11 protein-coding genes are annotated in these 12,910 nt (G+C 70.0%); 5 read left to right on the top strand and 6 right to left on the bottom strand.

Features of this window, described 5'->3' with window-relative positions:
• Nucleotides 1–96: 96 nt before the first annotated feature.
• A complete protein-coding gene (locus AB0J04_RS43350) occupies nucleotides 97–729 on the bottom strand; it encodes a TetR/AcrR family transcriptional regulator (protein ID WP_363174223.1) in 633 nt (210 codons plus the stop codon).
• 259 nt (nucleotides 730–988) lie between these two features.
• Between AB0J04_RS43350 and AB0J04_RS43345 the strand changes: the two genes are divergently transcribed.
• From AB0J04_RS43345 to AB0J04_RS43330, 4 genes are all read left to right on the top strand, one after another.
• A complete protein-coding gene (locus AB0J04_RS43345; RefSeq protein WP_363174222.1) occupies nucleotides 989–1,966 on the top strand; it encodes a tetratricopeptide repeat protein in 978 nt (325 codons plus the stop codon).
• Nucleotides 1,967–2,636: 670 nt separating this feature from the next.
• A complete protein-coding gene (locus AB0J04_RS43340; RefSeq protein ID WP_363174221.1) occupies nucleotides 2,637–3,269 on the top strand; it encodes a DUF6230 family protein in 633 nt (210 codons plus the stop codon).
• A gap of 132 nt (nucleotides 3,270–3,401) precedes the next feature.
• Entirely contained in the window at nucleotides 3,402–4,040 is a 639-nt protein-coding gene (locus AB0J04_RS43335; protein ID WP_363174220.1) for a DUF6114 domain-containing protein, read from the top strand.
• Nucleotides 4,030–5,376, top strand: a complete 1,347-nt coding sequence (locus tag AB0J04_RS43330) for a hypothetical protein (RefSeq protein WP_363174219.1) — start codon at nucleotides 4,030–4,032, stop codon at nucleotides 5,374–5,376. Before AB0J04_RS43335 ends, AB0J04_RS43330 begins: the two co-directional genes overlap by 11 nt.
• A 103-nt stretch (nucleotides 5,377–5,479) precedes the next feature.
• On the opposite strand, the gene pyk is transcribed toward AB0J04_RS43330, so the two are convergent.
• From pyk to pta, 3 genes are all read right to left on the bottom strand, one after another.
• Nucleotides 5,480–6,910 carry a pyruvate kinase gene (gene pyk, locus AB0J04_RS43325; protein WP_363174218.1) on the bottom strand — a complete coding sequence of 477 codons (1,431 nt, stop codon included), beginning with the start codon at nucleotides 6,908–6,910 and terminating at the stop codon, nucleotides 5,480–5,482.
• Nucleotides 6,911–6,999: 89 nt separating this feature from the next.
• The gene (locus AB0J04_RS43320) at nucleotides 7,000–8,211 is read right to left on the bottom strand and encodes an acetate kinase (RefSeq protein ID WP_363174217.1); all 1,212 of its coding nucleotides are present in this window, start codon (nucleotides 8,209–8,211) and stop codon (nucleotides 7,000–7,002) included.
• On the bottom strand, nucleotides 8,208–10,298 hold the full coding sequence (gene pta / locus AB0J04_RS43315) for a phosphate acetyltransferase (protein WP_363174216.1): 2,091 nt from the start codon (nucleotides 10,296–10,298) through the stop codon (nucleotides 8,208–8,210). Before pta ends, AB0J04_RS43320 begins: the two co-directional genes overlap by 4 nt.
• A 207-nt stretch (nucleotides 10,299–10,505) precedes the next feature.
• On the opposite strand from pta, the gene AB0J04_RS43310 reads away from it, so the two are divergent.
• Nucleotides 10,506–11,531 carry an ATP-dependent 6-phosphofructokinase gene (locus AB0J04_RS43310; protein ID WP_363174215.1) on the top strand — a complete coding sequence of 342 codons (1,026 nt, stop codon included), beginning with the start codon at nucleotides 10,506–10,508 and terminating at the stop codon, nucleotides 11,529–11,531.
• On the opposite strand, the gene AB0J04_RS43305 is transcribed toward AB0J04_RS43310, so the two are convergent.
• Both AB0J04_RS43305 and AB0J04_RS43300 read right to left on the bottom strand, forming a co-directional pair.
• Entirely contained in the window at nucleotides 11,528–12,250 is a 723-nt protein-coding gene (locus tag AB0J04_RS43305; RefSeq protein ID WP_363174214.1) for a helix-turn-helix transcriptional regulator, read from the bottom strand. The genes AB0J04_RS43310 and AB0J04_RS43305 overlap by 4 nt on opposite strands.
• 113 nt (nucleotides 12,251–12,363) lie before the next feature.
• Nucleotides 12,364–12,910 (bottom strand): tetratricopeptide repeat protein (locus tag AB0J04_RS43300; RefSeq protein WP_363174213.1); only part of this gene is annotated, 547 nt, incomplete at its 5' end.

Below are 12,910 nucleotides of genomic sequence, written 5' to 3'. Positions count from 1 at the left end.
ATGCCCTAGTAGCTCCGCTACGAGGGCATCCCGGCGCCTTGCGATCGCACGCACCACGCCCCGCTCCCTGATCCAGATCACAACTCCATACAGGCCCTAACCGGACGGGCTGACGGTGAGGCCTGTCACCAGGAGCCTCGTAAAGCTTCTCGCCCACTCCTCGTCCGCCGGTTCCGCGCTGACCAGGGTGCGGTGCACCACCGCTCCCGCCACCACGTCGAAGATGAGGTCGACCGTGCGGGCGGCCTCCGCCGCGTCCGTCTCCGGGGGCAGTTCGCCGCGGGCCTGGGCCCGGGCCCGGCCCTCCAGGACGAGGTCCTTCTGGGGCTCGACGATGGAGGCCCGGATGCGTTCGCGCAGGGCGTCGTCGCGGGTGGACTCGGCGACGGCCGCCATCAGTCCGCTCTTCGCCTCCGGGCGGGCCAGGATCGCCGCGAACTGGAGGACCACGCCCTCGATGTCGGCGGCGAGGCTGCCGCGGTCGGGGAGTTCGAGTTCGCCGAAGAGTTCCGCGACGGCGTCGACGACCAGTTCGTTCTTGCCGGCCCAGCGGCGGTAGAGGGTCGTCTTGGCGACCCCGGCGCGCGTCGCCACGTCCCCCAGGGTCAGTTTCGACCAGCCCAGCTCGACCAGTGCCTGCCGGGCCGCGGCCAGGATCGCGGTGTCCGCGGCGGCGCTGCGCGGACGGCCGGTGCGGCCGGTGCGGCAGGCGGGGGTGCGGATCTGCATCCCCAGACGATAACCGCAGGTTTTGTCCGTGCTCCCGTGAGGGAGATCACTGGGTAACGGTGTTGCGCAGTCACTCGGTGCCATTACGCTACGACTCGTAGCGAAAGCCCGTGACGGACGTACGCGGGCAGGGCACGCCCCGGGTTCGGCAGGGCGCGGGTGGGGACCCGGGCGCTTGTGTTCGGGGTGTTCGGGGCGTAGTTCGGGATGTGTTCGGATCGCTTTTCACGCAGGCGCGCGGACGGGGGAGGATAGACGCATGCAGCCACGGAACATGTCCATGAGCGGAGTCGTCGACCTCGCCGCGGTGAAGGCGGCCCAGGAGGCCAAGGCGAAGGCGGAGCAGACGCGCGCCGAAGCGGCCAGGCAGGGCGGCGCGGGGGCCGTCTCCCCGGCCGATCTCGTCATCGACGTCGATGAGGCGGGGTTCGAGCGGGAGGTCCTGCAGAGGTCCGCCGAGGTGCCCGTCGTCATCGACTTCTGGGCGGAGTGGTGTCAGCCCTGCAAGCAGCTGAGCCCCGTCCTTGAGCGTCTCGCCGTCGAGTACGACGGCCGCTTCCTGCTCGCCAAGATCGACGTCGACGCCAATCAGATGCTGATGCAGCAGTTCGGGGTGCAGGGCATCCCGGCTGTGTTCGCGGTCGTCGCCGGGCAGGCGCTGCCGCTCTTCCAGGGGGCCGCCGGCGAGGCGCAGATCCGCGAGACCCTCGACCAGCTGATCCAGGTCGGCGAGCAGCGCTTCGGGCTCACCGGTCTGACGGTCGATCCGGACGCCGAGCCGGGCGCCGCGCCGCAGGAGGCCGCGGTGGAGCAGGCCGGACCGTACGACGCGCTGCTCGAAGCCGCCGTACAGGCGCTGGACGCCGGTGACTTCGCGGGCGCCGTGCAGGCCTACAAGAACGTGCTCGCCGACGACCCGGGCAACAGCGAGGCCGAACTCGGGCTCGCGCAGGCCGAGTTGCTGGAGCGGGTGGGCGGGATGGATCCGCAGCAGGTGCGCAAGGACGCCGCCGAGAAGCCGGCGGACCCCGCCGCGCAGATCGCCGCGGCCGACCTGGATCTGGTGGGCGGTCATGTCGAGGACGCGTTCGGCCGGCTCATCGACACCGTGCGGCGCACGGCCGGTGGAGACCGGGACGCGGTGCGGCTGCGACTGCTGGAGCTGTTCGAGGTGGTCGGTCCGGAGGACCCGCGAGTGGCGGTGGCCCGGCGGGCGTTGGCGCGCGCGCTGTTCTGATCCGCTCCGGTCGGTCCGGCGGTTCCGGCCGGGGGCGCGGGTTCTGACCAGTCGCTAAACGTCGGGGCCCGTGTTGCCGGAGTGAAAGTTCCGCTGAAGTGGTTCCCCTGCGGCCGCGCTTTACCAAATCTTGGTAATCGCGGCCGCTGTTACTGCAAGTAAGACGAGGCCGCCGATCTGTCGGATTGTGTCCAGCGATCAACAGCTTTGTCCTGGGCGTGGAAGACACCCTGCGTCGCCGGTCGAGACCTGTGGGTCGTTGTTCGGTTATCCGGCCGTTACTAGCCAGTAACGAACCCCCTTGTGCGAGCCGCGAGAATGCACCACGATCGGCCACGCTCGGTCCAATCCCGTACCCCGACAGCCGGTTGGGTCAACGGGTTTTCCTGGGTCCCCACCGAGCAGGGACGACGACAGTGACGTCGGCCCTTGGGCAGGGGGGTCTTCGCTGTGGCGAAGCCTGTCCAGCAAGGTTGTGCGTGATGCGTGTCAGGCGCGACCAGTGGTTGTCGCTCGGGGGTGATCGCCGGTGATCGGTGCGCGGTTCGCGCCTCCGAGACGGGCGCTCCCCTTCCCGAGGACGTAGCACTTCTCCCATCCCTGTCCGTCTGAGCCGCCGCAACCGGGGGCGAGTCGGGACCAGGAGATGTACGTCCGAGAAGGAGGAAATATGGAGTCCCAGGTGCGTGGCGGGACCAGATGGAAGCGGTTCGCCGTCGTCATGGTGCCCAGCGTGGCCGCCACGGCGTGCATAGGCGTCGCCCTCGCGCAGGGCGCGCTCGCCGCGTCGTTCAGCGTGTCGGGGCAGTCGTTCAAGGTCACCGCCGACAAGCTCGATGGCACGGGCTTCTCGCAGTACGGCGCGATCGACACGGGTTACACCCTCGACGGCAAGAAGACGGCGCACGCCGTCGCCGTCTCGGCGTTCAAGAGCGCCACGATCACGAACATGTGCCAGTCCGTGGTCACCCCGAACATCCCGCTGCTCGGTTCCGTCAGCCTCACGCTGAAGGCCGGCGGCAACGGTACTCCGGTCGAGGCCGAGAACCTGTACATCGACGTCGAGGACCTGCAGGCGAACGCCGTCTTCAGGGGCATCGACATCGGTGTGGCCGCCAAGGACGCCTCCAAGGGTCCGGGTCTCAAGAGCGGTGACACGGCCAACCCGTACGGGTTCGCCCAGCAGGCGGACTCCGCCACGCTGACCGACGTGAAGCAGACGGCGTGGGCCACCACTGCCGGAACCTTCAAGCTCAGCGGCCTGAAGATGTCGCTGTCGACGGGTGTCAAGGAGTGCTACTAAGCACTCTCTGACGGGCGGGGGAGCCGGTGGCGCCCCCGCCCGTCCAGTTGGAGCCCGGGCCTTCGGGGCCCGGGTCTCCACCCGCAGTACAACCCACCACCACAGCAAAGCCGCACCAGGGAGCTGTTTTCCATGAGCGCCGAGACCCCTGTCGCCCCCGGCCAGTTCACCCGCCGGAGGCAGCAGTTCCGCGCCTGGCGAGGTACGCGGCCGTTCTGGGCCGGTCTGTTCGTCCTTCTCAGCGGACTTCCCATCGCCTACTTCCCGTACGCGCACCTCCAGGTGGGCCACCTGACGCTGGCGATGGCGACCACCGCGGGCGCCGGGTCCCTGATCATCGGCGTGCTGCTGGGTGTGCTGGGCGTCAGTCTGTGGTTTCAGAAGCACGTACAGGTGTTCGCGGGCGTCGCGGCGATCCTGTTGGGGCTGGTGTCCATCCCCGTCTCCAACCTCGGCGGTTTCCTCATCGGTTTTCTGCTCGCTCTGATCGGCGGTGCGATGGCCGTCTCCTGGGCGCCGGGCGTCCCGCCCGCGCCGGTTCCGGCGCCGGAGCACGGCGCGGCCGCCGGAGACGCCCCCGAGGGCGCCTTCCCCGAGGGCTCCGCCACGCCGGGCGACCTCACCGAGAACCCGTACAGCACGGGCCCCGCCTTCACCGAGAAGCCGTCCTTCACCAAGGACGACCAGGGACCGGGCGAGCCGCACGATCTGCACGATCTGTCAGGAACGAGCCCGGCCAACGGGGCGAACGGGAGGCACAGTGCCGGCTGACGAGGTTTCCACCGGGAGCGATGTGGACGCTGCCCGCGTGAGAACCACCGGGCCGCGGCACGCGGCACCGAAGAAGCCGCTGTTCACCAGGTTCCACATGCCGGCCGGCAAGGCGATAGCCCTGGCGGCCATGCCGACGGCGGTGCTGATGGGGATGGGCTTCACGCCCACCCTCGCCAACGCCGAGGACCAGCCGACGTCCAAGAGCCTCACGATCGACGAGTACAAGGACTGCCTGGCGGCCCTGGAGGACGCGGACGCCTCCGCCTCGGCCTCGCCGTCGCCGTCCGCCTCGGAGAGCGCAGCCGAGTCCGCCGAGCCCTCCGCCGACGAGTCCTCGGACACGTCCACGGACGACTCGAAGGACACGTCGGGCGACGCGGGCGGCACGAACGACTCGTCCTCCTCGGATTCAGGTTCCGACGACGCGGCCGAGCCCTCCCCGTCGGCGTCCTCCTCGCCCGACAAGTCGACGACGTCCGGCGACACGACGACCGCCGAGCCGTCGGCCACCGAGACGGGCAAGAACGTCCTGGAGACCATCGGCGACGCGATCACCGACCTCTTCGACGGCAGCGGCTCGGACGAGACGGCCGGGTCGAGCCCGTCGCCGTCGGCCTCCGCCTCCGCCTCGGCCTCTGCGGACGACTCGACGTCGGACTCGGGTTCGGACTCGTCGGACGGCTCGGACTCGTCCGGCACGTCCAAGGACACCACCGACGCCGTCACCGACACGGTGAAGGACACCGCCGAGACGGCCGAGGAGACGGCGAAGGACACCGAGAAGGACTCGGAGGAGGCCGCCGACGACGCCACGGCCTCGCCGAGCCCCTCGGAGAGCGCCGGCACGGACGTCGACGACTGCCCCGTCGCCACCGAGGACGAGAGCGGCATCGACAACAAGATCAGGCTGCCCGACGACCCCTGGTACCTGAACGCCAGCTCGCTGCTCCTCAAGGGCGCCGACTACCAGGGCATCGTCAAGGTGAAGACCGCCAACGGCACCGTCAAGGAGGTCCTGAAGTACGTCATCTCCGACGGGACCGACATCGGCGACCTGCACCAGACGGTGGCCGACAAGCAGTCCGGCAAGACGTACCACGTGCAGGCGGGCAAGGGCACCACGTCCACCATCCGTGACGGCGACACGATCATGTACACGGAGAGCATCTCCGGCAACCTGTTCGGCCTGATCCCGGTCACGTTCACCCCTCAGAGCCCGCCGCCGCTCAACATCCCGCTGATCTACTTCACCAATGTGAAGGTGCAGCAGGCGGGCCAGCTGGGCGGCACGCTGACCGTGCCCGGCCTCCACCAGTACACGACGGCCGGCTGAGCACCCCCAAGACCCGTTCGGGAGCCGCAGAAACGCTGAGGGCGCCCCCTGTTCGCAGGGGGCGCCCTCAGCGCCGTACAAGCCCGTTCGCGGGGCCGCCCGTTCAGTCGCGGGCGCCGCCGCCGAGGTGGTGGACGCGCAGCATGTTGGTGGTGCCGGGGACGCCGGGGGGCGAGCCGGCGGTGATGATGACGATCTCGCCCGGGTTGAAGCGGCTGATCTTGGCGATCTCCTGGTCGACCATGTCGACCATTTCGTCCGTGCTGTTCACGAACGGCACGACGTGCGACTCCACGCCCCAGCTGAGCGCCAGCTGGTTGCGGGTGTTCTCGTCGGTGGTGAAGGCGATGATCGGCTGGGAGGCGCGGTAACGGGACAGCCGGCGGGCGGTGTCGCCGGACTGCGTGAAGGCCACCAGGCCCCGGCCGCCCAGGAAGTCGGAGATCTCACACGCGGCACGGGCGATCGAACCGCCCTGCGTGCGCGGCTTCTTGCCCGGCACGAGCGGCTGCAGGCCCTTGCTCAGCAGCTCCTGCTCGGCCGCGGTGACGATCTTCGACATCGTCTTCACGGTCTCGATCGGGTAGGCGCCCACGCTCGACTCGGCGGACAGCATGACCGCGTCCGCGCCGTCCAGGATCGCGTTGGCCACGTCGGAGGCCTCGGCGCGGGTCGGCCGGGAGTTGGTGATCATCGACTCCATCATCTGGGTCGCCACGATCACCGGCTTGGCGTTGCGCCGGCACAGCTCGATGAGGCGCTTCTGCACCATGGGGACCCGCTCCAGCGGGTACTCGACGGCGAGGTCGCCACGCGCGACCATCACACCGTCGAACGCCATCACGACGTCCTCCATGTTCTCCACCGCCTGCGGCTTCTCCACCTTGGCGATGACGGGGACCCGGCGGCCCTCCTCGTCCATGACCTTGTGGACGTCGGCGACGTCGGCGGCGTCCCGGACGAAGGACAGGGCGACCAGGTCGGCGCCCATGCGCAGCGCGAACCGCAGGTCCTCGATGTCCTTCTCGCTCAGCGCGGGCACGTTGACGGCCGCGCCGGGCAGGTTGATGCCCTTGTGGTCGGAGATGACGCCGCCCTCGATGACGATCGTCTTCACCCGCGAGCCCTCGACGTCCAGGACCTTCAGCTCGACGTTGCCGTCGTTGATCAGGATCTGGTCGCCGCGCGAGACGTCGCCGGGCAGGCCCTTGTACGTCGTGCCGCAGATCGTCTTGTCGCCGGGGACGTCCTCGGTGGTGATGGTGAACTCGTCGCCGCGCAGCAGCTCCACGGGACCCTCGGCGAAGGTCTCGAGGCGGATCTTCGGGCCCTGGAGGTCGGCGAGGACGCCGATGGCCCGGCCGGTCTCCTTGGCGGCGGCCCGGACCCGGTCGTACCGGCCCTGGTGCTCGGCGTGCGTGCCGTGGCTGAAGTTGAAGCGGGCCACATTCATACCGGCTTCGATCAGCGACACGAGCATTTCATGGGAGTCGACCGCGGGGCCGAGAGTACAGACGATTTTCGAACGGCGCATGGGGCGATCCTATCGGTTTGTTTCGCTACGGAATATTCCGTCTGGTGGAAGAGACAAATGAGTGCGCAGGTGCTCAGTTGCTTTCCTGATCAGTTTGCGTTTTCCACCAACGCGTAGGTCTGTGTGGCGATCTCCAGTTCCTCGTCCGTCGGCACGACGGCGACCGCCACCCGCGCGTCGGCCGGCGAGATCAGCCGTGGCTCGTCGCTCCGGACGGCGTTCAGCCCGCCGTCCACCGCCAGGCCCAGCGAGTCCAGCCCCGCCACCGCCGCCGCCCGCACCGGCGCCGCGTTCTCCCCGACCCCGGCCGTGAACGCGACCGCGTCCACCCGGCCGAGCACGGCGTAATAGGCTCCGATGTACTTCCGCAGCCGGTGAATGTAGATGTCGAAGGCGAGCTTCGCCCGCTCGTCGCCCTCGTCGATCCGCCGCCGGATCTCCCGCATGTCGTTGTCACCGCACAGCCCGATGAGCCCGCTCTTCTTGTTGAGAAGAGTGTCGATTTCGTCGATGGACATTCCCCCAACACGCGCCAAATGGAAGATGACGGCCGGATCGACGTCCCCCGAGCGGGTGCCCATCACGAGGCCTTCCAGCGGGGTCAGCCCCATGGACGTGTCCACGCACCGGCCCCCCTCGACCGCCGACGCGGACGCCCCGTTGCCCAGGTGCAGCACGATGACGTTGACCTCCTCGGGCGTCTTGCCGAGCAGCTTCGCCGTCGCCCGGGAGACATACGCGTGCGAGGTCCCGTGGAAGCCGTAGCGCCGCACCCGGTGGGCGTCGGCGGTCTCGACGTCGATCGCGTAGCGCGCGGCCGCCTCCGGCATCGTCGTGTGGAAGGCCGTGTCGAAGACGGCGACCTGGGGCAGGTCGGGCCGCAGCGCCGTCGCCGTGCGGATGCCGGTGAGGTTGGCCGGGTTGTGCAGCGGGGCGACCGGGATCAGCCGCTCGATCTCGGCGAGGACGGCGTCGTCGACGACCGTGGGCTCGGTGAAGCTCTGCCCGCCGTGCACGACGCGGTGCCCGATGGCGGCGAGTTCGGGGGAGTCGAGGCCGAGCCCGTCCTTCGCCAGCTCCTCCGCGACGGCCTTCAGCGCTGCGTCGTGGTCGGCGATCGGCCCGGTCAGCTCACGGCTCGCGCCGCCGGTCGCGAGCGGGGTGTGCTTCAGCCGCGAGGACTGCTCGCCGATGCGCTCAACGAGCCCCATCGCCAGCCGGCTGCCGCCGCGCATGTCGAGCAACTGGTACTTCACCGACGAGGAGCCGGAGTTGAGGACGAGGACACGGGTCGCGGTCACAGCTCGGAAACCTTCTGCTCGGCGGTCTGGGCCTGGATCGCCGTGATGGCGACGGTGTTGACGATGTCCTGGACGAGGGCGCCCCGGGACAGGTCGTTGACGGGCTTGCGCAGACCCTGGAGCACCGGCCCGACCGCGATCGCGCCGGCCGAACGCTGTACGGCCTTGTACGTGTTGTTGCCCGTGTTGAGGTCCGGGAAGATCAACACGCTGGCCTGTCCGGCGACTTCGGAACCCGGCAGCTTGGTCGCCGCGACCGTCGGCTCCACGGCCGCGTCGTACTGGATGGGCCCCTCGATCTTCAGATCGGGCCGCCGCGAGCGGACCAGCTCGGTCGCCTCGCGCACCTTGTCGACGTCGACGCCCGAACCCGACGTGCCCGTCGAGTACGACAGCATCGCGATCCGCGGCTCCACCCCGAACCGGGCGGCGGTGGCCGCCGACTGGACGGCGATGTCGGCGAGCTGCTCCGCGTTCGGGTCGGGGTTCACCGCGCAGTCGCCGTAGACGAGGACCTTGTCGGCGAGGCACATGAAGAAGACGGACGAGACGATGTCGGCGTCCGGCTTGGTCTTGATGATCTCGAAGGCGGGCCGGATGGTCGCGGCCGTCGAGTGCACGGACCCGGAGACCATGCCGTCGGCGAGCCCCTCCTGCACCATCAGCGTGCCGAAGTAGTTCACGTCGGAGACGACGTCGTAGGCCAGCTCGACGCTGACGCCCTTGTGGGCCCGGAAGCCGGCGTACAGCTCGGCGAAGCGGTCGCGCAGCTCGCTGGTCGCGGGGTCGATCAGCTGGCAGTCGCCGAGGTCGATGCCCAGGTCGGCGGCCTTCTTGCGGATCTGGTCGACGGGACCGAGCAGGGTGAGGTCGCACACGCCCCGGCGCAGCAGCACCTCGGCGGCGTGCAGAACGCGCTCCTCGGTGCCCTCCGGGAGGACGACCCGGCGCTTGTCGGAGCGGGCCTGCTCCAGGAGCTTGTGCTCGAACATCATCGGGGTGACGCGGTCGGTGCTGGGCGCGGAGATCCGCTTGAGCAGCTCGCTCGTGTCGACGTGCCGCTCGAACAACCCCAGGGCGGTCTCTGCCTTGCGCGGGGTGGCCGCGTTCAGCTTGCCCTCCAGGGAGAACAACTGCTCGGCGATGGGGAAGCTGGTGCCGGGCACCGAGAGGACGGGGGTGCCTGGGGCCAGCCGGGCGGCGAGCGTGAGGACCTCCGCGCTCGGGACCTCGCCCAGCGTGAGCAGCACCCCGGCGATCGGCGGGGTGCCTGCGCTGTGCGCGGCGAGCGAGCCGACGACCAGGTCCGCCCGGTCGCCCGGGGTGACGACCAGACAGCCCGGGGTCAGCGCGTCGAGGAAGTTCGGCAGCATCGCCCCGCCGAAGACGAAGTCGAGCGCGTCGCGGGCCAGCCCGGAGTCGTCGCCGAGGACCACCCGCGCGCCCAGGGCGTGACTGATCTGCGCGACGGTCGGCGCGGACAGGGCGGCGTCGTCGGGCACGACGTAGCAGGGCACGGGCAGCCGGAGGGCGAGACCGGCGGCTATCTCGTCCCGGTCCTCCGGGGCGACCCGGTTCGCGACCATGGCGAGGACGTCGCACCCGAGGCCTTCGTAGGCCCGGTAGGCGTTGCGGGTCTCCGCGAGCACCGACTCCGCGGTCTGCTTGCGGCCGCCGACCACGGGGATCACCGAAGCGCCGAACTCGTTCGCGAGCCGGGCGTTGAGGGCCAGCTCGTCGGGGAACTGCGTGTCGGCGTAGTCCGTCCCGAGGACGAGGACCACGTCGTAGTCACGGGCGACGAGGTGGAAGCGGTCGACGAGCGTGGAGATCAGCTCGTCCGCGCCCTGCTCCGCCTGGAGGGCGGACGCCTCGTGGTAGTCCATCCCGTAGACGGTGGCCGGATCCTGTGCCAGCCGGTAGCGGGCGCGCAGCAGCTCGAAGAGCCGGTCGGGCCCGTCGTGGACGAGGGGGCGGAACACGCCCACCCGGTCGACCTGCCGGGTCAGGAGTTCCATGACTCCCAGCTCGACGACCTGGCGGCCGTCGCCGCGGTCGATCCCGGTCACGTACACGCTGCGGGTCACGCGAGCTCTCCGTTCGGTGAGGTTGCTCTTCGAGGGGTGAGGTGTGTTCTGGCCCTGTCGCAAAAATCGCCCACCTAGGTGAGCAGATCCCTCTTGACAATACCTCTGCGCGTAGTTAAGGCGCCCGTCAAGAGACAGCCCGTTCGGCGGCGTGAAACAATCGAATCCGGCTCACCGGTACCGACAGCGAGCAGGAGACACAGCACGATGCGCATCGGAGTTCTCACCGCAGGTGGCGACTGTCCAGGCCTGAACGCAGTGATCCGGTCGGTCGTGCACCGAGCGGTCGACAACTACGGCGACGAGGTCATCGGCTTCGAGGACGGCTACGCGGGCCTGCTCGACGGCCGCTACCGCGTCCTCGACCTCAACGCCGTGAGCGGCATCCTGGCCCGCGGCGGCACCATCCTCGGCTCGTCCCGCCTGGAGCGCGACCGGCTGCGCGAGGCCTGCGATAGCGCCTCCGACATGATCGAGGCCTTCGGCATCGACGCCCTCGTCCCGATCGGCGGCGAGGGCACGCTGACGGCCGCGCGCATGCTGTCGGATGCCGGGCTGCCGGTGGTGGGCGTCCCGAAGACCATCGACAACGACATCTCGTCGACGGACCGCACGTTCGGCTTCGACACGGCGGTCGGCGTCGCCACGGAGGCCATGGACCGCCTGAAGACGACGGCCGAGTCCCACCAGCGGGTGATGGTCGTCGAGGTCATGGGCCGCCACGCCGGCTGGATCGCGCTGGAGTCCGGGATGGCGGCGGGCGCGCACGGCATCTGCCTCCCCGAGCGGCCCTTCGACCCGGCCGACCTGGTCAAGATGGTCGAGGAGCGTTTCGCCCGCGGCAAGAAGTTCGCGGTGATCTGCGTCGCGGAGGGCGCGCACCCGGCCGACGGCAGCATGGACTACGGCAAGGGCGCGATCGACAAGTTCGGCCACGAGCGCTTCCAGGGCATCGGCACGGCCCTGGCCTACGAGCTGGAGAAGCGGCTCGGCAAGGAGGCCCGACCGGTCATTCTCGGCCACATCCAGCGCGGCGGCGTCCCGACGGCGTACGACCGTGTCCTCGCGACCCGCTTCGGCTGGCACGCGGTGGAGGCGGCGCACCGAGGCGTGTTCGGGAGGATGACGGCCCTGCGCGGGACGGAGGTGGTCATGGTGCCGCTGGCGGAGGCGGTCACCGAGCTGAAGACCGTCCCGAAGGACCGGATGGACGAGGCGGAGTCGGTGTTCTAACCGTTCTGGGACGTGCGGTTCTGCACGATCGTCCAGAAGGCGTCCACGATCCCGTCGAGGAAGTCCCGGCCGGCGTCGCTCGCGATCCCGGCCGCGTCGCTGCCCGACCAGTTCAGCGTGGCCGACATCTGCCCCTGATAGACCTGATGCAGCTCCCGCAGAGCGGGCTCCACGAGCCGCCGGTCCAGCGGCAGCAGCTTGGACACGGGCTTCACATACGCCTGCCAGCGGGTGCGGGCGGCGGTCCGCAGCAGGTCGCTGAGCTTGGCCTCACGGCCGGTGACGGTGACCAGGTCGGGCAGCGAGAGATCCAGCAGCTCGGCGAGGGCGGCGCACTGCCGGTCCGAGCCCTCCCACTCCCCGCTCTCCTCCATCCGCGCGTACTCCGCGAACGGGTGCCCCACGGCCCGCGCGACATCCTCGGGCGCGAGGCCACGGGCGATGCGGTGTTCGCGCAACGTGCGCGGCCGGCCGAGCAGTTCGGCGGGCGAACACCACAACACGCCCGCGAGAGCGGTGAGTTCAGGACTGCTCGGCGTCATGATCCCGCGTTCCCAGGCGACCACGAGATCCGGGGTGGCGTAGGGAAGCCCATAGGACGAGCGAAGACTGTGGGCGACATGCTCGGGAGCCATGCCGAGCGCCGAGCGCAGCCTGGCGGCAGCGGGCGAGTCGAAGGGCGGACCGGGCTGGTGAGTGTGGGACGGGGGTCTGGGCACGGGGACACCGTAGGCGGTGGGGCGTGCGATGACTACTGGGGGTTGGCCGGAGGCAACGGATTGTTGAAACCAGGGCGCGTCGGACGCCGGTGAACGACGTACGCCGATGCCCTTCAGCGGGTGGCACAGTCCTGGCAACGGGATGCCTCGGCGGGGGCGTTGGCCCGGGTGAAGGCCTCCGCTGCCTGGAGGTAGGCGGTGCGGGCTTCGGCCGGCCTGCGCTCCCTTCGGTGGATCCGCGCCAGGTTCTCCAGCGTCTGGCCGACGCCGAACGAGTCGTCGAAGTCCCGGTAGATCTCCAGCGCCTTCGCGAACGCCTCGATCGCCTCGGCCCCTTCGCCCGCCATCTGCCGGGCGGTCCCGAGGTTGTTCAGGACGATGGCCTCGCCGTGCCGGTTCCCCTTCGCCCGGCACAGCTCGAGAGCCTGGGCCAGGGCCTGCGTGGCCTCGGCGGGGCGGCCCAACCGCATGAGGGCGTTGCCCAGGTTGCTCCACGCGCTCATCTCGCGGTCGTCCCCCACGGCGTGATACAGCTCGCGCGCCCGGGTGTGGGCCTCGACGGCCTCGCTAGTGCCGCGGCAGGCAACGTTCGCCCCGTCGCGACGCCCGGCACGCACTCTCGCCGCACCGGCCGAAAGCCCAAGTACGTCCAGTACGAGG

This window comes from Streptomyces sp. NPDC050263, from assembly GCF_040655955.1.
Lineage (GTDB): Bacteria > Actinomycetota > Actinomycetes > Streptomycetales > Streptomycetaceae > Streptomyces.
The sequence above is the reverse complement of the archived record's forward strand: the minus strand, read 5'-3'. Positions and strand labels throughout refer to the sequence as shown.